This is a genomic window from Pseudomonas sp. N2-3-1-14 (genome assembly GCF_041228395.1).
GTDB lineage: Bacteria > Pseudomonadota > Gammaproteobacteria > Pseudomonadales > Pseudomonadaceae > Aquipseudomonas.
Window position 1 is genome coordinate 5,863,978 of record NZ_CP166199.1, and the last position, 23,071, is coordinate 5,887,048.

A 23,071-nucleotide genomic window follows, 5' to 3' on the forward strand; every position below is an offset into this window, starting at 1 on the left:
TGCTGAATCGTTATTGCAGTGTCCGATTCAAAATCCATGTCACTTTGGAACCGGATCTACTGTGGGAGCGGGCTTGCTCGCGAAGGCGGTGTATCAGCTACCTGATGCTTACCTGACCCACCGCTTTCGCGAGCAAGCCCGCTCCCACATTTGGATCTCATCACATGAGAGATCGCGTTCTGTGTTACTGGGCCTTGCAGCCTCGCCCAATCAAATCATCGGTGGCGACCCAGTAAATCAGGCCTTCCTCACCTTTTTGGTGAAACGCCAACTGGTCGTTGCTGTACAGCACGCCCGAGGCAGCAACGTCCTGTTTAAGACGATAAACCTGGTCCGAACCGCCGAGGCGTACATCCACCTCGGAACGCGCCTGGTTGGCAAAGCGCCAGTTGACCTCGGCCTTGCTGTCGCACGTCCAGGTGGTCCACTTGTCGGCCGGCTCTGCCTTGTTGAACATGTTCATGCTGCTGCAGCCGGCCAACAAGGCCAGGGCTGCCAGGGCGAAAACGCCTTTCATTGCCAATCCTCGAACGGCGACCCAAAAGGCCGCCAAAGCTGTCGGTTAGTTGATCAGACCCGTCAAGGGCAACCCTGTTCCTGACCGTTGGGCGCGGCGTCGTATTGCTCCAGCCGCTCGTTGCCGATGCGCTTGTTGATCACCGGCATGGTTTCGGCTTGCCAGTCAGCCTGGTAGCAGCTCTTTTTCTGCGTAGGCGCAGGCTCTGCAGACGCAGGCTTCGCGCTTGGCGTGCTGCCGCAGCCGGCCAACAGGCCCGCTGCGATCACCAGTGCCAACGACTTGATCATGGGAATACTCCTTTTCCGGATCACGAGCCTTAGCCTTTGGCTCGGGTTTCCAGCACTTCAACGGCCGGCAGCACTTTGCCTTCGACGAATTCGAGGAACGCGCCGCCACCGGTAGAAATGTAGGAGATCTGGTCAGCAACGCCATATTTATCGATGGCCGCCAAGGTGTCGCCACCCCCGGCAATGGAGAAAGCCGAGCTTTCAGCAATGGCGTGGGCCAGTACTTTGGTGCCGTTGCCGAACTGGTCGAACTCGAACACACCAACCGGACCGTTCCACAAAATGGTTTTGGACGACTTCAGCAGTTCAGCGAAGTTGGCTGCGGTTTGCGGGCCGATGTCCAGGATCATGTCGTCGGCCGCCACGTCGGCGATGAGCTTGACGGTGGCTTCGGCGCTCTCAGCGAATTCCTTGGCAACCACCACGTCCACCGGCAGCGGCACGCTGACTTTGGCCGCGATGGCGCGCGCGGTGTCGAGCAGGTCCGGCTCGTACAGGGACTTGCCCACCGGGTGGCCGGCTGCGGCCAGGAAGGTGTTGGCAATGCCGCCGCCGACGATCAATTGGTTGCAGATCTGGCTCAGGCTGTTGAGCACGTCGAGCTTGGTGGACACTTTGGAACCGGCCACGATGGCCGCCATTGGCTGCGCCGGAGCGCCCAGGGCCTTGCCCAGTGCATCCAGTTCTGCGGCCAGCAGCGGGCCGGCGGCGGCGACTTTGGCGAACTTGGCCACGCCGTGGGTCGAACCTTCGGCGCGGTGCGCGGTGCCGAAGGCGTCCATCACGAACACGTCGCACAGGGCCGCGTATTGCTGGGCCAGTTCGTCGCTGTTCTTTTTCTCGCCTTTGTTGAAGCGCACGTTTTCGAACAGCACGATGTCGCCTGGCTTGACGTCAACGCCGCCCAGGTAGTCAGCCACCAGCGGCACGTCGCGGCCCAGGGTCTTGCTCAGGTAGTCGGCTACCGGCTTGAGGCTGTTTTCGGCGGAGAACTCACCTTCGGTCGGACGACCCAGGTGGGAGCAGACCATCACGGCCGCGCCTTTTTCCAGGGCCAGCTTGATGGTCGGCAGCGAGGCCAGGATTCGCGCATCGCTGGTGACAACACCGTCCTTGACTGGGACGTTGAGGTCTTCGCGAATCAGTACGCGCTTACCTTGCAGATCGAGGTCGGTCATCTTCAACACGGTCATGGGTCGCAGTTCCTGAATTACTGTTGAGGTTGTGTGGAGGCGATGTGCAGATAATGTTCGGCAACATCCAGCATTCGGTTGGCAAACCCCCATTCGTTGTCGAACCAGGCCAGGATGTTCACCAGCCTGGGGCCGGAAACGCGGGTCTGGCTGGCATCGACAATCGCCGAATGCGGGTCATGGTTGAAATCGCAACTGGCATGCGGCAACTCGGTGTAGGCCAGCAAACCCTTGAGCGGGCCGCTGGTGGCGGCGTCGCGCAGAATCCGGTTGACCTCCGTCGCGTCAGTGTCGCTGACAGTCTGCATGGTGATGTCCAGGCAAGACACGTTCACCGTCGGCACCCGTACGGCTTTGGCTTGAATTCGCCCGGCAAGTTCCGGTAACAATCTTTCGATACCTCGCGCCAGGCCGGTAGACACCGGAATCACTGACTGGAAGGCCGAACGCGTGCGGCGCAGGTCTTCGTGGTGATAGGCGTCGATGACCGGCTGGTCGTTCATCGCCGAGTGAATCGTGGTGATCGACACGTAATCCAGGCCAATCGCCTGATCCAGCAGGCGCAACAGCGGCACGCTGCAGTTGGTGGTGCAGGAGGCGTTGGACACCAGCAGCTCGTTGCCGGTCAGGCAATCCTGGTTGATGCCATAGACGATGGTGGCGTCGACATCCGCCTCGCTGGCCATCGGCTGGGAAAACAGCACACGCGGTGCGCCGGCGTCGAGAAAGCGCTGGCCATCGGCACGGGTGTGGTAAGCGCCGGAGCATTCCAACACCAGGTCGACGCCCAGCGCCGCCCAGTCGATGCCCTCGGGAGTGGCACTGCGCAGGACTTTCACGCAGTCGCCATTGATATGCAGACAGTCGCCGTCTACGCGCACTTCGCCGGGAAACCGGCCGTGGGTGGAGTCAAAGCGTGTCAGGTATTCGATGCTGGCCATGTCGGCCAAGTCGTTGATCGCAACAATTTCAAACCCTGCCGCCGCCCCTCGCTCAAACAGAGCACGCAAGACGCAACGACCAATGCGGCCGTAGCCGTTGAGTGCAACTTTGTAGGGACGCGGTTGGGGCATGGGGTTCTCGATCAATGTTAGTTCGGTGTTGAATGTTCTGACGCTATCGCGGGCAAGCCCGCTCCCACCTTAGACCGAGATCGAATGTGGGAGCGGGCTTGCCCGCGATAGCGCCAGTACAGACAACGCAGACTGACTTAGTCTTCCAGCAGTTCTTCAGCCTGACCCAGGATGTTTTCCAGGGTGAAACCGAACTCTTCGAACAACGCTGGCGCCGGCGCCGACTCACCGTAGGTGGTCATACCGATCACGCGGCCTTCCAGGCCCACGTACTTGTACCAGTAGTCGGCGTGAGCCGCTTCGATGGCGATACGCGCGCTGACCTGCAACGGCAGAACCGATTGCTTGTAGTCGGCGTCCTGGGCTTCGAACAGGCTGGTGCACGGCATGGACACAACGCGCACGTTGCGGCCCTGGGCAGTCAGCTTGTCGTAGGCCTGAACGGTCAGGCCGACTTCGGAACCGGTGGAGATCAGGATCAGTTCCGGCTCGCCAACGCAGTCCTTGAGCACGTAGCCACCACGGCTGATCGCAGCGATCTGCGCGTCGGTACGCACTTGGTGCTGCAGGTTCTGACGCGAGAAGATCAGCGCCGAAGGGCCGTCCTTACGCTCGATGGCGTGCTTCCAGGCCACGGCGGATTCGACCGCGTCGGCTGGGCGCCAGCAATCCAGGTTCGGCGTGGTACGCAGGCTGGTCAGTTGCTCGACCGGCTGGTGCGTCGGGCCGTCTTCGCCCAGGCCGATGGAGTCGTGGGTGTACACATGGATCACGCGCTTCTTCATCAGCGCGGCCATACGTACGGCGTTGCGCGCGTATTCCATGAACATCAGGAAGGTTGCGCCGTAAGGCACCAGGCCGCCGTGCAGGGACACGCCGTTCATGATGGCGCTCATGCCGAACTCGCGCACGCCGTAGTACATGTAGTTGCCGCTGGCGTCTTCGGCCGAGACACCTTTGCAACCTTTCCACAGGGTCAGGTTGGAACCGGCCAGGTCAGCCGAACCGCCGAGAATCTCCGGCAGCAACGGGCCAAAGGCGTTCAGGGTGTTCTGGCTGGCTTTACGGCTGGCGATGGTCTCGCCCTTGGCCGCCACTTCGGCGATGTAGGCCGAGGCTTTTTCCGAGAAGTCGGCAGGCAGGTCACCGGCCAGGCGACGCACCAGTTCGTTGGCCAACTCTGGGAATTCGGCGGAGTAGGCCGCAAAACGCTGGTCCCACTCGGCTTCGGTCGCCAGGCCTTTTTCCTTGGCGTTCCACTCGGCATAGATGTCAGCCGGGATTTCGAACGGGCCGTGGTTCCACTTCAGCGCTTCACGGGTCAGGGCGATTTCCGCGTCACCCAGTGGGGCGCCGTGGCAGTCTTCTTTACCTTGCTTGTTCGGCGAGCCGAAACCGATGGTGGTCTTGCAGCAGATCAGGGTCGGCTGCTCGCTCTTGCACGCGGTGTCGATGGCGGTCTTGATCTCTTCCGGATCGTGGCCGTCGACGTTGCGGATCACTTGCCAGTTGTAGGCTTCGAAACGCTTCGGGGTGTCATCGGTGAACCAGCCTTCGACTTCGCCGTCGATGGAGATGCCGTTGTCATCGTAGAAGGCAATCAGCTTGCCCAGGCCCAGGGTACCGGCCAGGGACGCCACTTCATGGGAAATGCCTTCCATCATGCAGCCATCACCCAGGAACACATAGGTGTGGTGGTCGACGATGTTGTGACCAGGGCGGTTGAACTGCGCGCCCAGGACTTTTTCAGCCAGTGCGAAGCCAACAGCATTGGCCAGGCCTTGGCCCAGGGGACCGGTGGTGGTCTCGACGCCTGGGGTGTAGCCGAATTCCGGGTGACCCGGGGTGCGGCTGTGCAGCTGGCGGAAGCTCTTGAGGTCATCGATGGTGACGTCGTAGCCGGTCAGGTGCAGCAGCGAATAGATCAGCATCGAGCCGTGGCCGTTGGACAGCACGAAGCGGTCACGGTCGGCGAACGACGGGTTGCTCGGATTGTGTTTCAGGTAGTCACGCCAAAGTACCTCGGCGATATCCGCCATGCCCATCGGGGCACCGGGATGGCCGCTGTTGGCTTTTTGCACGGCATCCATGCTGAGGGCACGAATGGCGTTGGCACGCTCACGACGGCTGGGCATCGCTGATCTCCTGGGGTTGCTTAAAAGAAACGGAAAAAAGGATCGGCATTTTCCCTCAGCCACCGCCTGCGGGCAATCACAGATAGTCACTTGAGGTGTTTTTCCTGCGCTTTGCCCTCCAATCGCTTGCAGAAAAGCCTGACTGCTTCGTCTAAAGGTTATACCGGGTGCTTATAACTACCGATTATCGACCAATATCAAAACTTTTTGATATTGACCTTGCGGGGATATCCACCCGTCACTAGACTGCTGGCCTTATGAACCTACCCGTGCCCTCCCTGCGTCCTGACGACGGCGACGACCTGGCAGCCTTATGCAAGGCCGCTGGTGATCCGTTACGTCTGAACGTATTGCGCGCGCTGGCCAACGATTCTTTCGGCGTACTGGAACTGGCGCAGATCTTCGCCATTGGCCAGTCCGGCATGAGCCACCATCTGAAGGTCCTGGCCCAGGCTGACCTAGTGGCCACCCGCCGCGAAGGCAATGCGATTTTTTACCGTCGCGCCCTGCCCCACACCGATCTGCTCGGCGGCAAACTGCACGCCGCGTTGCTGGAAGAGGTGGACAGCTTGGGCTTGCCCGGCGACGTGCAGTCACGCATCAGCCAAGTTCATGGGCAACGCGCTGCTGCCAGCCAGGATTTTTTCTCACGGGTCGCCGAGAAGTTTCGCGCCCAACAGGACTTGATCGCCGGCTTGCCGCAATACCGCGAAAGCGTACTGGCGCTGTTGGACAAACTGGGCTTCAGTCATTCGGCCACGGCGCTGGAAGTGGGCCCTGGCGATGGCGGTTTCCTGCCGGAGCTGGCGCGCCGCTTTAAGCAGGTGACGGCGCTGGACAACAGCCCGGCGATGCTCGAACTGGCGCGCCAGTTGTGCGAGCGCGAGGCGCTGGGCAATGTCAGCCTGCAGCTGGCGGACGCGTTGAATGACACAACCCTGCGGGCCGATTGCGTGGTGTTGAACATGGTCTTGCACCATTTCGCCGCCCCCGCCGACGCCCTCAAGCAGATGGCAAACTTGCTGCAACCCGGCGGTAGCCTGCTGGTCACAGATTTATGCAGCCACAACCAGAATTGGGCCAGGGAGGCCTGCGGTGATCTCTGGTTGGGTTTTGAACAGGACGATCTGGCCCGTTGGGCCACCGCTGCGGGACTCGTTCCCGGGGAAAGCCTCTATGTAGGTTTACGTAATGGTTTCCAGATTCAGGTCCGCCATTTTCAGCGGCCGGCTGGCGACACTCACCATCGGTAAATATCAGGAAAACATCGAGATGAGCGAATACTCCCTTTTCACCTCCGAGTCCGTGTCTGAAGGGCATCCGGACAAAATCGCCGACCAGATTTCTGATGCGGTGCTGGACGCCATCATTGCTGAAGACAAGTTCGCCCGTGTGGCGTGCGAGACTCTGGTGAAAACGGGCGTGGCGATCATCGCCGGTGAAGTCACCACCACCGCGTGGGTCGATCTGGAACAGATCGTCCGTGACGTCATCACCAAGATTGGCTACAACAGTTCCGACGTCGGCTTCGACGGCGCGACCTGCGGCGTGATGAACATCATCGGCAAGCAGTCGCCCGACATCAACCAGGGCGTGGACCGCGCCAAGCCTGAAGATCAGGGCGCTGGCGACCAGGGCCTGATGTTCGGCTACGCCAGCAACGAAACCGAGGTGCTGATGCCGGCGCCGATCACCTTCTCGCACCAGCTTGTGCAACGTCAGGCCGAGGCTCGCAAAAACGGCCTGCTGCCGTGGCTGCGCCCGGATGCCAAATCCCAGGTGACCTGCCGTTACGAAGGCGGCAAGGTGGTGGGTATCGACGCCGTTGTACTGTCGACCCAGCACAACCCGGACGTGTCCTACGCCGACCTGCGCGAAGGCGTGATGGAGCTGATCGTCAAGCACGTGCTGCCGGCCGAATTGCTGACCAAGGACACCCAGTTCCACATCAACCCGACTGGCCAGTTCATCATCGGTGGCCCGGTGGGCGACTGCGGCCTGACCGGCCGCAAGATCATCGTCGACAGCTACGGCGGCATGGCCCGTCATGGCGGTGGCGCGTTCTCGGGCAAAGACCCGTCCAAGGTTGACCGTTCGGCGGCCTACGCCGGTCGTTATGTGGCCAAAAACATCGTCGCGGCTGGCTTGGCCGAGCGTTGCGAGATTCAGGTTTCCTACGCTATCGGTGTGGCCCAGCCTACGTCGATCTCGCTGAACACCTTTGGTACCGGCAAGATCAGCGACGACAAAATCGTCAAGCTGGTGCGCGAGATCTTCGACCTGCGCCCTTACGCGATCACCACCATGCTTGACCTGCTGCACCCGATGTACCAGGAAACCGCAGCCTACGGCCACTTCGGCCGTACCCCTGCGCAGAAGACTGTCGGCGACGACACCTTCACCACGTTCACCTGGGAAAAAACCGACCGCGCCAACGACCTGCGCACTGCCGCCGGCCTGTAAGCACGCGCTCCCCCAAAAGCCCCGCCGGGTTCGCCCGGCGGGGCTTTTTATTGCCTGCGCGACAGGCATCACACGTTTGGCGCCCTGAGCACTCAACCCGGCGGCAAATCCGGGGATTGCCAGCCGCAAGCCAACAACGACTTACTGAGCGTGCAGGCTTTTAACGCCGCACAAGAGCAGGTCAAAAGTTGTAACAAACTGGCCGACGCCCAAGTCAAAGTCGACGCCAGGCAGCAAACACAGGAAGCCAGGATGGATAAAAACGACGCAGTGAAAGCGTTGGGCGGCCTGTTCAAGCAATTCGAAACACCCGGTAAAAAGCCCCGCACTGTCGGGGCTTTTTTGTGGCCGCCTGGATCACTTAGGCTGGGCGCCCCTTCCGAGCAAGGATGCTCATGATGCGTTTATTGATTGCTCTGTTACTCAGTGCCTTGCCCTTTCTGGTGTGGGCGGAAGACTGCCCCGAGGACGCCCGGTCACAGGTCGGCGCGCTGGCCAGGCAGATCACGCTGTGGGATGACAGCTACCACCGGCTCGGCCAATCCCCGGTCAGCGATGAACTCTACGATCAGGCGCGCCACCGCCTGGACCACTGGCGAACGTGTTTCCCCAACAACAGCCTGACGGCTGACAAGCCACTCGCCGCCTCGCGGGGCACACGGCCTCACCCGGTCGCGCATACCGGCCTTGAAAAGTTGCTGGATGAGCGGGCGGTCGATGACTGGCTCAGGACCCGGCAAGACGTATGGATTCAACCCAAGGTCGATGGTGTTGCGGTGACGCTGGTCTATCGTCAGGGCCGGTTGAGCCGGCTCATCAGCCGGGGTGACGGACGCCTCGGCCAGGATTGGTCGACTGCCGCACGCCGGATCCCCGGCATTGTCCAGCAACTGCCGGAGCCCATCGACATGGTGCTGCAAGGCGAACTCTATTGGCGCCTCGACGCTCATGTGCAGGCGACACAGGGCGGGCTGAATGCTCGCAGCAAGATAGCCGGGCTGATGAACCGCCTTCAGTTGAGCGACACCGATGCCGCGGGGATCGGGCTTTTTGTCTGGGCCTGGCCCGACGGCCCGACCGACTTCAACGAGCGCCTGAACACCCTGGCACGCTGGGGCTTCACCGATAGCCATCGCTACAGCCAGCGCATTCAAAACATCGCTGAAGCCTCACACTGGCGCAGTCACTGGTACAACCACCCGCTGCCTTTTGCCAGCGATGGCGTGGTATTGCACCAGGCTGTGCATGCGCCCGCCAAACGCTGGCAAGCCAGTGCTCCCTACTGGGCGGTCGCCTGGAAATACCCGGCCGCCAAGGCGCTCGCGCTGGTGCGTAATGTGCGGTTCAACATCGGCCGCACCGGGCGCATTACGCCCATTCTTGAGCTGGAACCGGTGCGACTGGATGACCGGCACATTCACCGCGTGAGCGTCGGCTCCCTGAAACGCTGGCAAGTGCTGGATATCCGCCCCGGCGATCAGGTGTCCATCAGCCTTGCCGGCCATGTGATCCCCCGGTTGGAGCACGTGATCCTGCGCAACGAAAACAGAGTGGAAGTACGAGCGCCCGATGCCAGAGACTTTCACGCCTTGAGCTGCTGGCAACTGGACCCCGGTTGCGAGGAGCAATTGCTGGCCCGCCTGACCTGGCTGAGCGGCAATCAAGGCCTGGCCATGCCGCATATTGGCCGCGAAACCTGGAACATATTGATCCAGGCCGGTCTAATCGCCGGCATTCTCGATTGGTTGACCCTGGATGCGGCAGAGCTTGCTAACATTGACGGCTTAGGCGAACGCAGCCGCGCGCGGGTGCTCGAAAGCATTCAAAACGCTCGGCAACGTCCCTTTGCACAATGGCTCAAAGCCTTGGGTGTACCGCCCTCGGCACGTAACGACCTGGACGGCGGCTGGCAGACCCTGGCCGCCAGAGACACCCAGGCCTGGCTGGCCACCGATGGCATCGGCCCGGGCCGCGCAGCGCAATTGAGCGCCTTTTTTCGCGACCCGCAGGTACAGGCGTTGGCTCAGACACTCCGCGAGGCGGGGATAGACGGGTTTTAACCTGGCCCGACCACTTTTTAACCAACGGCAGAATTCATCCTGCCATTTGATTGCACCCTGGAGCCTTTATGAAATTTCTTGCCCCTTTTGCCTTGTTAACGGCTGCAAGCTTCATGGCGACACCTTTGCTGGCCGCCGAAGAGGTGCCGGAACTCACCGGCTGCGCCGCCAAGCGCCAAGCCATCAGCACTCAGATCGAGCAAGCCAAGGCACACGGCAACAGCGAACAACAGGCTGGCCTGGAAAAAGCCCTGAGCGAAGTCACCGCCAACTGCACCGATGCATCCCTGAGGAAAGAACGCGAAAACAAGGTGCTCGACGCCAAGCACGAAGTCAGCCGCCGTCAGGCCGACCTCGACAAGGCGATGAAAAAGGGTGACGCGGACAAGATCAACAAGCGTAAAGACAAGTTGGCGCAGTCACGCAAAGAGCTGCAGGACGCTGTTGAAGAACTCGACCGGTAAACCCGGTCAGTGATCCCGAAACTGCTTATGGCAAGCCGTGCAAGCATCTTCGACTTTCTGCACCGCAGGCCCCAGGTTGCTGGCTTTGTAAGGCTGCACCTGGCTGGCGATCACCAGCTCACCGGTGGCCGTTTCAAGGTTTCGGGCCAACGCCTGGAACCGTGCCTGTTGTTGCCACACGCTGTCCTTGGCGCTGGTGTGATCTTCTTCGCGCACGCTCGGGAAATGCTTCCACGGCTCGTGAGACAACGCATCAAGCTTGACCGCGCCTTCGGCGAACTTCGCGCCATCAAAAGGGATGCGCCCACGCAACATGCCGCCCAGGTCTTCACCGGTCTTGAGCATTTGCTTGAAGATTGCCTTGCGCTGACCCAGAGGTGAATTCGGATCAACACCGCCACAGGCGGATAACGTCAGGCAGGCCAGCAATACAACGGTCAGTGTTTTAAAAGTCATGATGGCTTCAGGTCACGGGAACGGCGGCCAGTATCCTCGCCCCGCCCGTAAAGACCAATAGCCCTATTAATAATAAGGGTTGCCCAAACGTGCTGCGGCGCGGGCAATCGCTTCAGGAAGTATTTGTATGAATGTCACCTTGAAACCCTGGAGCCGCCGCCTGGCGTGGGCTCTGCCGATCATTGCACTGCTGGCCGGCTGCGATGGCAACAAAGACGCCGGCAAAGATGAAACCGTTAAACCCCATGCTGTCGCCACGTATGTAAGTGCACCGTGGGAAGCGCTGCCGGCTGTTTCCGACAGCGACCTGCTCGCCGGGTTTGAATCCTGGCGCAGCGCCTGCCAACGCCTGAAGGCCGACCCGATCTGGGGCGCGACCTGCGCAGCAGCGACCAGCGTGCCGGGCAACGCCCCGGCAGTGCGCAGCTTTCTCAAGGAGCGCCTGGATGTGTTCGGCCTGCGCTCGGCCGACAACACGCCGAACGGCCTGATCACCGGCTACTACGAACCGGTCTACCCCGGCAGCCTGACCGAAACCGCCACCGCCCATGTGCCGGTGTACGGCGTGCCGGATGACCTGATCATCGTCAACCTGGAAAGCATCTACCCGGAACTCAAGGGCAAGCGCCTGCGCGGCCGCCTCGAGGGGCGCGTGCTCAAGCCTTATGACGACGCCAGCACCATCAATGGCCAAGGCTCCACCGCCAAACCGATTGCCTGGCTGACCAACCCGATGGACCTGCAGTTCTTGCAGATCCAGGGCTCGGGCCGCATTCAACTCGCCGGCGGTCGCCAACTGCGTGTGGGGTATGGCGACCAGAACGGCTACCCGTACCGCCCGATCGGGCGTTGGCTGGTAGAGCAAGGTGAGTTGAAAAAAGAAGACGTGACCATGGGCGCCATCAGCGCCTGGGCCAAGGCTAACCCGCAACGCATTCCACAACTGCTGGCGAGCAACCCCAGCTACGTGTTTTTCAGCGCTCGCCCGGACAGCAATGAAGGCCCGCGCGGCTCACTGAATGTGCCGCTGACGGCTGGCTACAGCGTGGCGGTGGATCGCAAGGTGATTCCGCTGGGTAGCCTGTTATGGCTGTCGACCACCCAACCTGACGGCTCGCCCATTGCCCGGCCCGTGGCCGCACAGGACACCGGCGGTGCAATCACCGGCGAAGTGCGCGCAGACCTGTTCTGGGGCACCGGTGATGCAGCGGGCGAGTTGGCGGGGAATATGAAGCAGCAGGGCCAGATCTGGATGCTGTGGCCTAAAGGCGCAGCGTTGCCACAAGTGCCGGATGCGCCTGCCGGTACCTAAGTGCTTCCGGTAGCGCGATTCATGGTGCTGAGCACGCGTGTGTGGCGAGCGGGATTGATGTGGCGAGCGGGCTTGCCCCGCGTTGGGCTGCGAAGCAGCCCCAATAGAGGCGCCGAGCTCTTTCAGGAGGAACTGGGTGTCCGATTTTAGGGGCGCTTCGCGCCCCAACGCGGGGCAAGCCCGCTCGCCACACCAAGCCCGCTCGCCACAACAAACTGGATCGGCACAACAAACTGGCTCGGCACAACAAGCCAGCTCACACGATGAAATCGCATCAGGCCTTAGATCGAGACAAAAAAGAAACTCGCGATCAATGCCATGCCCAATGCCCAGACCAGCGAACGCAGCATCGCCCAGTCTGCCAGGTAGCAAATGATGTACAGCAGCCGACTGGTGATAAACAGCACCGCCAGCACATTGATGGTCACCAGTGATGCCGTGCCGGCCAAGTGCGCAATGATCACTGCCGCCGCAAATGCCGGCGTCACTTCAAAGCTGTTGAGTTGCGCACTGTGAGCGCGTTTGGCGAACCCATCGAGGGTGTCCAAGAAAGCCCGAGGGTCATGGTTCTGCCGAGGCCCGAACTTGCCGCCGCTGAACTTGGCCACACCCGTGCACAGATAAGGCAGGAAAATTGCGATCAACACACACCAGAAAGCCACCGTCATCACCGATTCCTTTTGTAGTTTTAGCCAGCGGTTAGAGTTTTAGCACTAAAAATGCCACACCGCACTTAACCGCTATGAACCGCGCCACCGCCAAAGGTTCTACCGGCCTTTTGCCCTATGGCCTGCAACATCCCGCCGCTGCTGCGGTCCATCCACCCATTAACCAACGCTCACTTCACCTTCCAAGGACCCCGGATGCTTGAACTTGTCGCCGCCTTCATTTGCCTCACTACCCTGCTCACGTATGTGAACTTCCGTTTTATCGGCCTGCCGCCCACCATCGGCGTGATGGTCACTGCCCTGCTGTTCTCACTGATCCTGCAAGGCCTGAGCTTCATCGGCTACCCAGGCCTGGAGGAGCGTATTCAGCAATTGATCGGCCAGATCGACTTTGGCGATCTGTTGATGAACTGGATGCTTTCGTTCCTGCTGTTCGCCGGCGCCTTGCACGTCAACCTGAATGACTTGCGCAGTTATCGCTGGCCCATCGGTCTGTTGGCAACCTTCGGCGTGTTGATTGCCACCGTGGTCATCGGCAGCCTGGCGTTCTACATCTTTGCCCTGTTCGGCTGGCACGTGAGCTTCCTCTACTGCCTGCTGTTCGGCGCGCTGATCTCGCCTACCGACCCGATTGCGGTGTTGGGCGTGCTGCGAACGGCCAACGCATCGAAACCGCTGAAAACCACCATTGTCGGCGAGTCGCTGTTCAATGACGGCACGGCGGTCGTGGTGTTTACCGTGCTGCTGGGCATCGCGCAGTTGGGTGAAACGCCAACCGTCGGCGCCACGGCCATGCTGTTCGCTCATGAAGCGATTGGCGGGGTGGTGTTCGGCGGGCTGATCGGCTACCTGGTGTACTTGATGATCAAAAGCATCGAGCAGCACCAGATTGAAGTGATGCTGACCTTGGCGCTGGTGATCGGCGGCTCGGCGTTGGCCACCGAACTGCACGTCTCGGCACCGATTGCGATGGTGGTTGCCGGCCTGATCATCGGCAACCTGGGCCGCAAGCTGGCGATGAACGACATGACTCGACGCTACCTGGACGGTTTCTGGGAATTGCTCGATGACATGCTCAACGCGCTCCTGTTCGCGTTGATCGGCATGGAGCTGTTGCTGTTGCCGTTCAACTGGCTGCATGTATTGGCGGCCAGTTTGCTGGCGGTGGCGATCCTGCTTTCACGCCTGCTGACCGTGGCCCCGGCGATCCTGTTGCTGCGCCGCTGGCGCACGGTACCGCGCGGCACTATCCGCATCCTTACCTGGGGCGGCTTGCGTGGCGGGGTGTCGGTGGCACTGGCATTGGCCTTGCCGTTGGGGCCGGAGCGTGACTTGTTGCTGAGCATCACCTACATCGTGGTGCTGTCGTCGATCCTGCTGCAGGGTTTGAGTATCGGCAAGCTGGTCAAACACGTGACCAAAGATGAACCGGCTCCGCAGACCGATACCCACTGATGGACGCGGGCGGCGAGCTGACTTCGCCGCCCGCATTACCGTCAGAGGGTCTGCAGAATGATCTGGCTTTTCAGGTCATTGAACATCGCCTCGATCATCGGCTGCATCGCCTTGAACTACGCAGGGCTGCACACCGCTTCGGGATGACTGAACGCCAGGGCGCGAAAAACCAGTACGGTGTTGCCGCTGCGCTCGTAACGGGCGTCGTAGGTAACATCCGCGCCCTTAAGCGAAACGGCCTCGGGCACCTTGAGTATTCTTTTCGATGGTCACCTAGCTATCCGCCTCATCGTCCTTGGCCTGCGCCATGCCGAACACGCCCAGCGCCACGATCAGCGCGCACCCATTGCGCCCCCGTAAAAAGGGGAAACCCGCATAAAGATTCCTCTTTCATGAATGGCAAAGCCGCGTAGCGACGTTGCCATTCATTTATGACGAATCGGCTTACCGCTCTTTGTTGACCTGCTGGGGGTGGCGCGGGTCTGCGGTCTCGCCCGGCAAACTGTTTTCGCTGCGAATCTGTGCGTGGCTGATCAGCGCAAAGATGAAACTGCCGCCGATGATGTTGCCCGCCAGCGTCGGCCCGGCGAACACCAGCCAAAAATCCTTCCACGGCAGTTCGCCCGCAAACACCAGGTACGAGACTTCCGCCGAACCGACGACGATATGGGTGAAGTCACCCAGCGCCATCAGGTAGGTGATCAGGATGATGATGAACATTTTCGCGCTTTCCATGGACGGGATCATCCAGACCATGGTGGCGATCATCCAGCCGGAAATAATGCCCTTGGCGAACATCTGACCGGTGTCGTTTTCCATGACTTTGCGACCGATTTCGAGGAAGGCCATGTCAGTCTTGGTATCGAAGATCGGCAAATGCAGCATCACATACGCCACCAGCAAGGTGCCGCACAGGTTGCCCACCAGCACCACTGCCCACAGGCGCAGCAATCGTGCGGCGTTGGCCAGGGTTGGCTTGCTCATCACCGGCAGCACGGCCGTCAGGGTGTTTTCGGTAAACAACTGCTGACGGGCGAGGATCACCGCCAGGAAACCTGCGCAGTACCCGAAACTGGCGATCACTTTGAACCCTTCGCCGTCCGGTAGCCGCGAATTGAGCAGGCCCATGCCCATCAACGACAGGCCCATGGTCAGGCCGGCGGCCAGCGCCGACCACCACAATGCGGCCACGGTGCGTTCCAGTTCCTGATCGCCCTGGGTGCGGATGATTTCATGCAGAACCGCCGCGCGGGGCGGCTGATTCTTGTCGACGTCGTGCTGTTCTTCCTGCGACAGGTTAGGGGTCTTGCCGTCTGCTTGCGTAGCCATGGTGATACCTGAACGGGGGGCGTTGTTCAGGTACGACCTTTGACCTATCAATAGCGTTCACTGGCCAGCGACAGGATTAGTCCTTGATGCCGTCTTCCTGGAACTGGTCCTTCACGTACTTGATCTCAGTGCGACCGTGGGGCGCCGGCAAGCCGTCTTCGCCGAGGTTGACGAAGACCATTTTTTCTACGGTCAGGATGCTTTTGCGCGTGATCTTGTTGCGCACTTCGCAGGTCAGGGTGATCGAGGTGCGGCCGAACTCGGTGGCGGTGATGCCCAGCTCGATGATGTCGCCCTGGCGCGAGGCGCTGACGAAGTTGATTTCGGAGATGTACTTGGTCACCACCCGCTGGTTGCCCAATTGCACAATCGCGTAGATGGCCGCTTCTTCGTCGATCCAGCGCAGCAGGCTGCCGCCGAACAGGGTGCCGTTGGGGTTGAGGTCTTCTGGTTTTACCCATTTGCGGGTGTGGAAGTTCATGTTCACTCCAAAGCGCGTTGCGAAATGATGGGCAACATCATGGCAGAGCCCAGGCCCAAGCTCTATGAGCCATTGCCTATCAAGCCCATGAGCGATCTTCATATGCCCGACAGAAAGGCTTGGGAAGTCTGGCGCACACAGCTATAATCGCCACCGCTTCAAAACGGTCATCTGTGATTGATACCGTTCTCCCGCCACCTGTCCGAGGGGCGCTGCAGCAGGCTCGACCTGTCAGGCTCGGATGGGGCGTTGTCAGGCCTGGTTTATCGGGTTTGATACTAAACGCACAACGGCGCCCATTCGCACACTACGAATGGAGGCTCTTCATGAGCGCTGTAATCTCGCCTGCAGGTTTTACCGACTACAAAGTCGCCGACATGTCCCTCGCTGCCTGGGGCCGTCGCGAAACCTTTATCGCCGAATCCGAAATGCCTGCCCTGATGGGTCTGCGTCGCAAATACGCCGCTGAGCAACCGCTCAAAGGCGCGAAGATTCTCGGCTGCATCCACATGACCATTCAGACTGCCGTGCTGATCGAAACCCTGGTTGCCCTGGGTGCCGAAGTGCGTTGGTCGTCCTGCAACATTTTCTCGACTCAAGACCAGGCCGCTGCTGCTATCGCTGCTGCCGGCATCGCGGTTTATGCCTGGAAAGGCGAAACCGAAGAAGAGTACGAGTGGTGCCTGGAGCAAACCATCCTCAAAGATGGCAAGCCATGGGACGCCAACATGATCCTCGACGACGGCGGCGACCTGACTGAGCTGCTGCACAAGAAATACCCGCAGATCCTCGACCGCGTCCACGGCGTGACCGAAGAAACCACCACCGGCGTGCACCGCCTGCTGGACATGCTGGCCAAGGGCGAGCTGAAAATCCCGGCCATCAACGTCAACGACTCGGTGACCAAGAGCAAGAACGACAACAAGTACGGCTGCCGTCACAGCCTGAACGATGCCATCAAGCGCGGCACCGACCACCTGCTGTCGGGCAAGCAAGCCCTGGTGATCGGCTACGGCGACGTGGGCAAGGGTTCGTCCCAGTCCCTGCGTCAGGAAGGCATGATCGTTAAAGTCTCCGAAGTTGACCCGATCTGCGCCATGCAAGCGTGCATGGACGGTTTCGAAGTGGTTTCGCCGTTCATCAACGGCCAGAACGACGGCACCGAAGCGAGCATCGATAAGGCCCTGCTGGGCAAGATCGACCTGATCGTGACCACCACCGGTAACGTGAATGTGTGCGACGCGAACATGCTCAAAGCCCTGAAAAAGCGCGCTGTGGTGTGCAACATCGGTCACTTTGACAACGAAATCGACACCGCTTTCATGCGCAAGAACTGGGCATGGGAAGAAGTGAAGCCGCAGGTACACAAGGTTCACCGTACCGGCGCCGGTGACTTCGACCCGCAGAACGACGACTACCTGATCCTGCTGGCTGAAGGCCGTCTGGTTAACCTGGGCAACGCCACTGGCCACCCAAGCCGCATCATGGACGGCTCGTTCGCCAACCAGGTTCTGGCGCAGATTTTCCTGTTCGGCCAGAAGTACGCCGACCTGTCGCCAGCCCAGAAAGCCGAGCGCCTGACCGTGGAAGTACTGCCCAAGAAACTCGACGAAGAAGTGGCCCTGGAAATGGTCCGCGGCTTCGGCGGCGTGGTGACTCAACTGACCAAGACCCAGGCCGACTACATCGGCGTGACGGTTGAAGGTCCGTTCAAGCCGCACGCTTACCGCTACTGATATGCCTGCTGCCCGCTCCCCCTGTGGAGCGGGCTTCTAATGTGGGAGGGGGCTTGCCCCCGATAGCGGAATGTCAGTTAACAACTATGTCGACTGATACATCGTCATCGGGGGCAAGCCCCCTCCCACATTGACGGCGTACATTTCCCGGTTCTATGAGTTTCCAAGGGTATTACCATGTCCCAAGACCGTCGCTACAGCTTCGAGTTCTTCCCGACCAAGACCGATGCTGGGCATGAAAAACTGATGGCGACTGCCAAGCAGTTGGCCAGCTACAACCCCGACTTCTTCTCCTGCACCTACGGCGCCGGCGGTTCGACCCGTGATCGCACGATCAACACCGTGTTGCAGCTGGAAAGCGAAGTCAAAGTTCCCGCCGCTCCGCACTTGTCGTGCGTGGGCGACAGCAAAGCCGACCTGCGCGGCCTGCTGACCCAGTACAAGCAAGCCGGCATCAAGCGCATCGTCGCCCTGCGTGGCGATTTGCCGTCCGGCATGGGCATGGCCAGCGGTGAGCTGCGCTACGCCAATGACCTGGTGAGTTTCATCCGTGAAGAAAGCGGCGATCACTTCCATATCGAAGTGGCGGCGTACCCGGAGATGCATCCCCAGGCGCGCAATTTCGAAGACGATCTGCGGAACTTCGTGCGCAAGGCCAACGCCGGCGCCGACAGCGCGATCACCCAGTACTTCTTCAACGCCGACAGCTACTTCTACTTCGTCGAGCGTGTACGGGCCATGGGTGTGAACATCCCGATCGTGCCGGGCATCATGCCGATCACCAACTACAGCAAGCTGGCGCGTTTCTCCGACGCTTGCGGCGCTGAAATTCCGCGCTGGGTGCGCAAGCAACTGGAAGCCTACGGCGACGACGTCAAAAGCATCCAGGCGTTTGGCGAGCAGGTCATCACCCAGATGTGCGAACAACTGCTGCAAGGTGGCGCGCCAGGGTTGCACTTCTACACCCTGAACCAGGCCGAACCGAGCCTGGCCATCTGGAACAACCTCAAGCTGCCACGCTGAGGCTTGCTCCGTGACTCAAAGGCCCTCGTCAATACGAGGGCCTTTTTGTTTTAAATGCGCCACATCAACGTGGCCGCGAATGCATGTGCCAGCGCTTCTCTTTAGCGCAAGAGCGTCGTAACCTCAGGGCATGCCTGTCATTCTCAAGTTGTTGACTGCTGTGTTTTTTACTTGCCTGAGCCTCACCGCTTTCGGTGAGAAACTGCGCATTGTCACCGAGCCCTGGGCCCCCTACGTCTACGACGACAAGGGCAGCATGCGCGGGCTGGATTACGAAACCACGGTGACCGTGTTCCAACGCCTGGGCGTGGACGTGCAATGGCAATTCCTGCCCTGGAAGCGCTGCCTGGCGATGCTCGACCAGGGCAATGCCGATGGCGCGCTGGACATCTTTCACAGCCATGAGCGCGACGCCTTGCTGCTTTACCCAAGCGAGCCGCTGTCGGATGTCGAGTTCGTGCTGTTCTACGCCAACGACCGCCCTTATCCGGCCGAAACCCTCGATGATTTGCGCGGGCTCACCGTCGGTACATCCCCGGGCTACCTCTACGGCGAAGATTTCAGCGAGTCGACCTTGTTCAACCGCGAGCCGGCGCCCAGCCATGAGGCCAACTTCGGCAAGCTGTCGCTGGGGCGCATCGATCTGGTCATTACGGACCGCCGAGTGGGCCAGCATGTGATCAAGGCCATGGGCCTGGAAGGCAAGGTCAGCCAGGCGCCCGTGGTGGTCAGCCGCCAGCCGCAGTTTCTCGCGGTGCGCCGTGGCGCCGGCATGGATTTGCTGGTGCAGCGCTTCGCCGCCGAGCTCAAGCGCTTCAAACAAGAGCCGGCTTACGCCGCCTTGAGCGCAAAATACGGTGGAATCCAGGCCATTACGGCCTCTGAACACACCGTTGAGCAGCAGGAAAGCAGCGCGCCGTGATTGCTCTGTTATACTCCGGCCTTTCCGCCAGGCTCACGCCCGGCCGCTGAGGTCTTGAAAAAGGCACCTAACCCAGCTACTGCGCAGCTTTCAGCCCGCGCGAGCCGGTGGAGTGCCCGCCAGACGCAGCAGGACCGGACGGGGTTGCGCTCCCCTAAGCGCCATTCACGCCCGGCAAGATTATCCCTTTGGGCCAAGCCCTAACTAAAACAGGATTACTCATGTCCTTTGCTTCCCTCGGTCTCTCCGAGGCTTTAGTCCGCGCCATCGAGGCAGCGGGCTATACCGAGCCTACTCCGGTGCAACAGCGGGCCATTCCCGCCGTGTTGCAAGGTCGCGACCTGATGGTTGCGGCTCAGACAGGTACTGGTAAAACCGGTGGTTTCGCCCTCCCGATTCTGGAGCGCTTGTTCCCCAACGGTCACCCGGACAAATCCCAGCGTCACGGCCCGCGCCAACCGCGCGTACTGGTCCTGACCCCTACCCGCGAACTCGCCGCCCAAGTGCACGACAGCTTCAAGCTGTATGCCCGCGACTTGAAGTTCGTCAGCGCCTGCATCTTCGGCGGTGTCGGCATGAACCCACAGGTTCAGGCCATGTCCCGCGGTGTTGACGTGCTGGTCGCCTGCCCGGGTCGTTTGCTCGACCTGTGCGGCCAAGGCAGCGTTGACTTGTCCCACGTGGAAATCCTCGTGCTGGACGAAGCCGACCGCATGCTCGACATGGGCTTTGTCCATGACGTGAAAAAGGTCCTCGCCCGCCTGCCGGCCAAACGTCAGAACCTGCTGTTCTCGGCAACGTTCTCCCAGGACATCACCGCCCTGGCCGGCAAGCTGCTGCACAACCCGGAACGCATCGAAGTCACGCCGCCGAACACCACGGTCGAGCGGATCGAGCAACGCGTATTCCGCCTGGCTGCCAGCCACAAGCGTGCGCTGCTGGCCCACCTGATCACCGCCGGCGCCTGGGAACAAGTGCTGGTGTTTACCCGCACCAAGCACGGCGCCAACCGCCTGGCCGAGTACCTGGACAAGCACGGCCTTACCGCCGTCGCCATCCACGGCAACAAGAGCCAGAACGCGCGCACCAAAGCCCTGGCCGATTTCAAGGCCGGTGAAGTGCGCATCCTGGTCGCCACCGACATCGCCGCGCGCGGCCTGGATATCGACCAGTTGCCGCACGTGGTCAACTTCGAGCTGCCAAACGTCGACGAAGACTATGTGCACCGTATCGGCCGTACTGGCCGTGCCGGTCGCTCGGGCGAGGCCATTTCGCTGGTCGCCCCGGACGAAGAAAAACTGCTGAAAAGCATCGAGCGCATGACCAAGCAGAAAATCGCCGACGGCGACCTGATGGGCTTCGATGCCAGCGCCGTAGAGGCTGAAAAGCCTGAAGTGCGCGAGCGTCCGGATGTGCGTAACCCACGCAACCCACGCGGTCCGAAGGGCGATGGCCCGAACGGCGGCGGTGGTGGCGGTGGCCGTCGCGACAAAGGCAAGGACAAGGGCGGCAAGGAAAAAGCGCCTACCAACGGCCGTGGCGAACGCCCAGCCCGTGAGCAAAAGCCCCGTGAAGGCACCCCGGCCCGCGAACAGCGCCAGCCAAGCCAGCCGCCACGCGCCGCCGCCGACCGCGCCCCGGACGAGTTCCTCGACGACGACGTGGATAACTTCGGTAACCGCGTTGACTACGTGCCTCAGGCCAAACCGGCCCAGGGCCGTGGCCGTCGTCCAGGTGCACCGGCACAGGGTGCAGGCGCAGGTGCTCCACGTGGCGGCCAGCCGCAGGGCGGCCGTCAGAATGGTCCGCGCAACAGCAGCGGCGGCACCACCGGCACGCCACCTGCCAAACGCAGCGGCCCGCGCAATGGCGCACCGCGTGACGGTCAAGCCCGTCGCGAAGACTCGCGCAGCAACAACCGCCGCCCGGCCCGTGACGACCAGCCACGCTCGTCCGAACCTGCCGTGCAGAACCCGCGCGGTGGCCCGGCGCCGAAAATCATCCACAAGGAGTCGAAGGCTGACCGCTTCCCGACACCCGAGCAGTTGGATCAACTGCCAGGCCGTCCTCGTGGTGAAAAACCAGCGTTGCTGACCCGCAACCGCTGATTTTCGACGCGCCATAAAAAATGCCCCGCATCCAAAGATGCGGGGCATTTTTTGTGTGCGAGGCGAAAATTACTTCGCTTTCACACCTTCAAACGTCACGTACAACTCAACCGAGTTGGACGCTGGGCCCAGGTCCATCTGCTTGCCGAAGTCCTGGCGATTGATGGTGGTGGTGCCTTCGAAACCGGCACGGTAGCCGCCCCATGGATCCTTGCCTTCACCCAGGAACGTGGCCTTGACCACTACTGGCTTGGTCACGCCCAGCAGGGTCAGGTCGCCGGCTACGTCAGCAGTGACTTTGCCATCAGCATTCTTGCCGGTTGGCGTGACCTTGGTGGACACGAACTTGGCGTCGGCAAACTTGGCAACGTCCAGGAAGTCTTTGCTGGCGATGTGCTTGTCACGTTCGGCGTGGTTGGTGAACACGCTGGCGGTGCGCACATTCACTTCGATCTTGGCGTCTTCAGGCTTGGCAGCGTCGAAGCTGAACTTGCCGTCCAGGTCCTTGAAGGTACCGGTGATGTAGCTGTAGCCCAAGTGGCTGATCTTGAAGTCGACGAAGGCGTGCTGGCCTTCTTTGTCGATCACGTAGTCAGCGGCCATCGCTGAACCGGCGGACAGCAGAGCAGAACCGATTGCCAGAGCGGCGAGTGTCTTTTTCAACATGCTTTCTATTCCTTGTGAGTCGAGGTTGAACATCAGGCTTTGCGCCCCAGCATTCGCAGCAGGGTCGCATCACGATCGATAAAGTGGTGTTTCAATGCAGCCACGCCGTGCAAACCGGCAAAGACCACCAACACCCAGGCAAGGTACAAGTGCACCACACCGGCGGTGTCTGCCTGGTCCGGTAGCCCGGAAACCACGGCAGGAATCTCAAACAGGCCAAACACCGGGATACCGACACCGTCTGCGGTGGAAATCAGGTAACCGGCAATCATCACGGCAAACAGCCCGAGATACAGGAACGCATGGCCAAACGCAGCACCCAAACGGGTCAAACGACTGTAGCTGGCCAGCGGCGGCGGTGGCGGGCTGACCAAACGCCAGACGATGCGCACGAGCATGATGGCGAACAGCGTGATGCCGATGCTCTTGTGCAGGTCGGGCGCGTCTTTGCGCCAGGCGCTGTAGTAGTCGAGACCGACCATCCACAGGCCCAGCGCGAACAAACCAAACACCACCAGGGCCACGCCCCAGTGCAAAACCATGCTGACCCAACCATAGCGGGCCGGTGAATTACGTAGCTGCATGTCCCAAATCCCGTAAGAACTGTGCCCAAGACTAGCGATTTACCTATCGAATTAAAGCGGAAAATTTCGCTTTGAAATATCGAGAAATACGATCAAGAGGTTATGCACAGTACGTTAACAATGGATTAAGGACTAT

At 60.7% G+C, this 23,071-nt stretch carries 22 protein-coding genes, 1 pseudogene and 1 riboswitch; of the genes and pseudogenes, 11 read left to right on the forward strand and 12 right to left on the reverse strand.

Annotated features, from left to right (window positions below):
- Positions 1-184: 184 nt before the first annotated feature.
- The 5 genes from AB5I78_RS27190 to tkt all read right to left on the reverse strand — a co-directional run bounded on the left by AB5I78_RS27190 (position 185) and on the right by tkt (position 5,208).
- Entirely contained in the window at positions 185-517 is a 333-nt protein-coding gene (locus AB5I78_RS27190) for an MliC family protein (RefSeq protein ID WP_119737525.1), read from the reverse strand.
- Between the two features lie 62 nt (positions 518-579).
- Positions 580-807: a hypothetical protein gene (locus tag AB5I78_RS27195; RefSeq protein ID WP_145157625.1), complete on the reverse strand. Its 228-nt coding sequence runs from the start codon at positions 805-807 to the stop codon at positions 580-582.
- Positions 808-836: 29 nt separating this feature from the next.
- On the reverse strand, positions 837-2,000 hold the full coding sequence (locus AB5I78_RS27200; protein WP_369301979.1) for a phosphoglycerate kinase: 1,164 nt from the start codon (positions 1,998-2,000) through the stop codon (positions 837-839).
- Between the two features lie 17 nt (positions 2,001-2,017).
- Complete coding sequence (gene epd, locus AB5I78_RS27205; protein ID WP_145157628.1) at positions 2,018-3,073, reverse strand: erythrose-4-phosphate dehydrogenase; 1,056 nt, start codon at positions 3,071-3,073, stop codon at positions 2,018-2,020.
- Positions 3,074-3,210: 137 nt separating this feature from the next.
- Positions 3,211-5,208 (reverse strand): transketolase, encoded by a 1,998-nt coding sequence (tkt, locus tag AB5I78_RS27210; RefSeq protein ID WP_369301978.1) that lies wholly within the window; start codon positions 5,206-5,208, stop codon positions 3,211-3,213.
- Between the two features lie 257 nt (positions 5,209-5,465).
- Between tkt and AB5I78_RS27215 the strand changes: the two genes are divergently transcribed.
- The 5 genes and pseudogenes from AB5I78_RS27215 (at position 5,466) to AB5I78_RS27235 (ending at position 10,195) form a co-directional block, all read left to right on the forward strand.
- The gene (locus AB5I78_RS27215) at positions 5,466-6,461 is read left to right on the forward strand and encodes an ArsR/SmtB family transcription factor (protein ID WP_369301977.1); all 996 of its coding nucleotides are present in this window, start codon (positions 5,466-5,468) and stop codon (positions 6,459-6,461) included.
- 19 nt (positions 6,462-6,480) lie between these two features.
- On the forward strand, positions 6,481-7,671 hold the full coding sequence (gene metK, locus AB5I78_RS27220) for a methionine adenosyltransferase (RefSeq protein ID WP_099234792.1): 1,191 nt from the start codon (positions 6,481-6,483) through the stop codon (positions 7,669-7,671).
- A gap of 54 nt (positions 7,672-7,725) precedes the next feature.
- Positions 7,726-7,968, forward strand: a pseudogene (locus tag AB5I78_RS27225) (hypothetical protein); the annotation flags it as partial.
- Between the two features lie 98 nt (positions 7,969-8,066).
- Positions 8,067-9,731 (forward strand): NAD-dependent DNA ligase LigB, encoded by a 1,665-nt coding sequence (ligB, locus tag AB5I78_RS27230; RefSeq protein ID WP_369301976.1) that lies wholly within the window; start codon positions 8,067-8,069, stop codon positions 9,729-9,731.
- 68 nt (positions 9,732-9,799) lie between these two features.
- A complete protein-coding gene (locus tag AB5I78_RS27235; protein WP_369301975.1) occupies positions 9,800-10,195 on the forward strand; it encodes a DUF1090 domain-containing protein in 396 nt (131 codons plus the stop codon).
- A 6-nt stretch (positions 10,196-10,201) separates the two neighbouring features.
- Here the strand turns inward: AB5I78_RS27235 and AB5I78_RS27240 are convergent, their stop codons facing one another.
- Positions 10,202-10,651: a cytochrome c gene (locus tag AB5I78_RS27240; protein ID WP_145157640.1), complete on the reverse strand. Its 450-nt coding sequence runs from the start codon at positions 10,649-10,651 to the stop codon at positions 10,202-10,204.
- A 127-nt stretch (positions 10,652-10,778) separates the two neighbouring features.
- Here AB5I78_RS27240 and AB5I78_RS27245 point away from each other — a divergent pair, with 127 nt between their 5' ends.
- Positions 10,779-11,963 carry a murein transglycosylase A gene (locus AB5I78_RS27245; RefSeq protein ID WP_262206946.1) on the forward strand — a complete coding sequence of 395 codons (1,185 nt, stop codon included), beginning with the start codon at positions 10,779-10,781 and terminating at the stop codon, positions 11,961-11,963.
- Between the two features lie 281 nt (positions 11,964-12,244).
- On the opposite strand, the gene AB5I78_RS27250 is transcribed toward AB5I78_RS27245, so the two are convergent.
- Complete coding sequence (locus AB5I78_RS27250; protein WP_106575634.1) at positions 12,245-12,631, reverse strand: MAPEG family protein; 387 nt, start codon at positions 12,629-12,631, stop codon at positions 12,245-12,247.
- 195 nt (positions 12,632-12,826) lie between these two features.
- Between AB5I78_RS27250 and AB5I78_RS27255 the strand changes: the two genes are divergently transcribed.
- On the forward strand, positions 12,827-14,086 hold the full coding sequence (locus AB5I78_RS27255; protein WP_242199849.1) for a sodium:proton antiporter: 1,260 nt from the start codon (positions 12,827-12,829) through the stop codon (positions 14,084-14,086).
- 116 nt (positions 14,087-14,202) lie between these two features.
- Here AB5I78_RS27255 and AB5I78_RS27260 read toward each other — a convergent pair whose 3' ends face one another.
- From AB5I78_RS27260 to AB5I78_RS27270, 3 genes are all read right to left on the reverse strand, one after another.
- Positions 14,203-14,334: a hypothetical protein gene (locus AB5I78_RS27260; RefSeq protein WP_369301974.1), complete on the reverse strand. Its 132-nt coding sequence runs from the start codon at positions 14,332-14,334 to the stop codon at positions 14,203-14,205.
- Between the two features lie 196 nt (positions 14,335-14,530).
- Positions 14,531-15,415, reverse strand: a complete 885-nt coding sequence (locus AB5I78_RS27265) for a formate/nitrite transporter family protein (protein WP_145157649.1) — start codon at positions 15,413-15,415, stop codon at positions 14,531-14,533.
- Positions 15,416-15,491: 76 nt separating this feature from the next.
- Positions 15,492-15,896, reverse strand: coding sequence for an acyl-CoA thioesterase (locus AB5I78_RS27270; protein WP_064454506.1), 405 nt, complete (start codon positions 15,894-15,896; stop codon positions 15,492-15,494).
- Between the two features lie 198 nt (positions 15,897-16,094).
- Positions 16,095-16,201: riboswitch (S-adenosyl-L-homocysteine riboswitch) on the forward strand.
- A gap of 21 nt (positions 16,202-16,222) precedes the next feature.
- Between AB5I78_RS27270 and ahcY the strand changes: the two genes are divergently transcribed.
- The 4 genes from ahcY to AB5I78_RS27290 all read left to right on the forward strand — a co-directional run bounded on the left by ahcY (position 16,223) and on the right by AB5I78_RS27290 (position 21,685).
- Entirely contained in the window at positions 16,223-17,632 is a 1,410-nt protein-coding gene (gene ahcY / locus AB5I78_RS27275) for an adenosylhomocysteinase (protein WP_145157652.1), read from the forward strand.
- 177 nt (positions 17,633-17,809) lie between these two features.
- Positions 17,810-18,655, forward strand: coding sequence for a methylenetetrahydrofolate reductase [NAD(P)H] (gene metF / locus AB5I78_RS27280; RefSeq protein ID WP_145157656.1), 846 nt, complete (start codon positions 17,810-17,812; stop codon positions 18,653-18,655).
- Between the two features lie 130 nt (positions 18,656-18,785).
- On the forward strand, positions 18,786-19,577 hold the full coding sequence (locus AB5I78_RS27285) for a substrate-binding periplasmic protein (RefSeq protein ID WP_369301973.1): 792 nt from the start codon (positions 18,786-18,788) through the stop codon (positions 19,575-19,577).
- A 221-nt stretch (positions 19,578-19,798) separates the two neighbouring features.
- Positions 19,799-21,685, forward strand: a complete 1,887-nt coding sequence (locus AB5I78_RS27290) for a DEAD/DEAH box helicase (RefSeq protein WP_145157662.1) — start codon at positions 19,799-19,801, stop codon at positions 21,683-21,685.
- A 69-nt stretch (positions 21,686-21,754) separates the two neighbouring features.
- On the opposite strand, the gene AB5I78_RS27295 is transcribed toward AB5I78_RS27290, so the two are convergent.
- On the reverse strand, positions 21,755-22,351 hold the full coding sequence (locus AB5I78_RS27295; protein ID WP_106575642.1) for a YceI family protein: 597 nt from the start codon (positions 22,349-22,351) through the stop codon (positions 21,755-21,757).
- A gap of 32 nt (positions 22,352-22,383) precedes the next feature.
- Complete coding sequence (locus AB5I78_RS27300; protein ID WP_106575643.1) at positions 22,384-22,935, reverse strand: cytochrome b; 552 nt, start codon at positions 22,933-22,935, stop codon at positions 22,384-22,386.
- Between the last annotated feature and the right edge of the window lie 136 nt (positions 22,936-23,071).

Bases quoted from the DNA above. Each gene is read 5' to 3' on its own strand.
- AB5I78_RS27250 (WP_106575634.1), bottom strand. From the start codon at position 12,631: ATGACGGTGGCTTTCTGGTGTGTGTTGATCGCAATTTTCCTGCCTTAT.
- metK (WP_099234792.1), top strand. From the start codon at position 6,481: ATGAGCGAATACTCCCTTTTCACCTCCGAGTCCGTGTCTGAAGGGCAT.
- AB5I78_RS27300 (WP_106575643.1), bottom strand. From the start codon at position 22,935: ATGCAGCTACGTAATTCACCGGCCCGCTATGGTTGGGTCAGCATGGTT.
- AB5I78_RS27285 (WP_369301973.1), top strand. From the start codon at position 18,786: ATGCCTGTCATTCTCAAGTTGTTGACTGCTGTGTTTTTTACTTGCCTG.
- epd (WP_145157628.1), bottom strand. From the start codon at position 3,073: ATGCCCCAACCGCGTCCCTACAAAGTTGCACTCAACGGCTACGGCCGC.
- tkt (WP_369301978.1), bottom strand. From the start codon at position 5,208: ATGCCCAGCCGTCGTGAGCGTGCCAACGCCATTCGTGCCCTCAGCATG.
- AB5I78_RS27215 (WP_369301977.1), top strand. From the start codon at position 5,466: ATGAACCTACCCGTGCCCTCCCTGCGTCCTGACGACGGCGACGACCTG.
- AB5I78_RS27190 (WP_119737525.1), bottom strand. From the start codon at position 517: ATGAAAGGCGTTTTCGCCCTGGCAGCCCTGGCCTTGTTGGCCGGCTGC.
- AB5I78_RS27245 (WP_262206946.1), top strand. From the start codon at position 10,779: ATGAATGTCACCTTGAAACCCTGGAGCCGCCGCCTGGCGTGGGCTCTG.
- AB5I78_RS27195 (WP_145157625.1), bottom strand. From the start codon at position 807: ATGATCAAGTCGTTGGCACTGGTGATCGCAGCGGGCCTGTTGGCCGGC.
- AB5I78_RS27295 (WP_106575642.1), bottom strand. From the start codon at position 22,351: ATGTTGAAAAAGACACTCGCCGCTCTGGCAATCGGTTCTGCTCTGCTG.
- AB5I78_RS27265 (WP_145157649.1), bottom strand. From the start codon at position 15,415: ATGGCTACGCAAGCAGACGGCAAGACCCCTAACCTGTCGCAGGAAGAA.
- AB5I78_RS27200 (WP_369301979.1), bottom strand. From the start codon at position 2,000: ATGACCGTGTTGAAGATGACCGACCTCGATCTGCAAGGTAAGCGCGTA.
- ligB (WP_369301976.1), top strand. From the start codon at position 8,067: ATGATGCGTTTATTGATTGCTCTGTTACTCAGTGCCTTGCCCTTTCTG.
- AB5I78_RS27235 (WP_369301975.1), top strand. From the start codon at position 9,800: ATGAAATTTCTTGCCCCTTTTGCCTTGTTAACGGCTGCAAGCTTCATG.
- AB5I78_RS27240 (WP_145157640.1), bottom strand. From the start codon at position 10,651: ATGACTTTTAAAACACTGACCGTTGTATTGCTGGCCTGCCTGACGTTA.
- AB5I78_RS27255 (WP_242199849.1), top strand. From the start codon at position 12,827: ATGCTTGAACTTGTCGCCGCCTTCATTTGCCTCACTACCCTGCTCACG.
- AB5I78_RS27270 (WP_064454506.1), bottom strand. From the start codon at position 15,896: ATGAACTTCCACACCCGCAAATGGGTAAAACCAGAAGACCTCAACCCC.
- metF (WP_145157656.1), top strand. From the start codon at position 17,810: ATGTCCCAAGACCGTCGCTACAGCTTCGAGTTCTTCCCGACCAAGACC.
- AB5I78_RS27290 (WP_145157662.1), top strand. From the start codon at position 19,799: ATGTCCTTTGCTTCCCTCGGTCTCTCCGAGGCTTTAGTCCGCGCCATC.
- ahcY (WP_145157652.1), top strand. From the start codon at position 16,223: ATGAGCGCTGTAATCTCGCCTGCAGGTTTTACCGACTACAAAGTCGCC.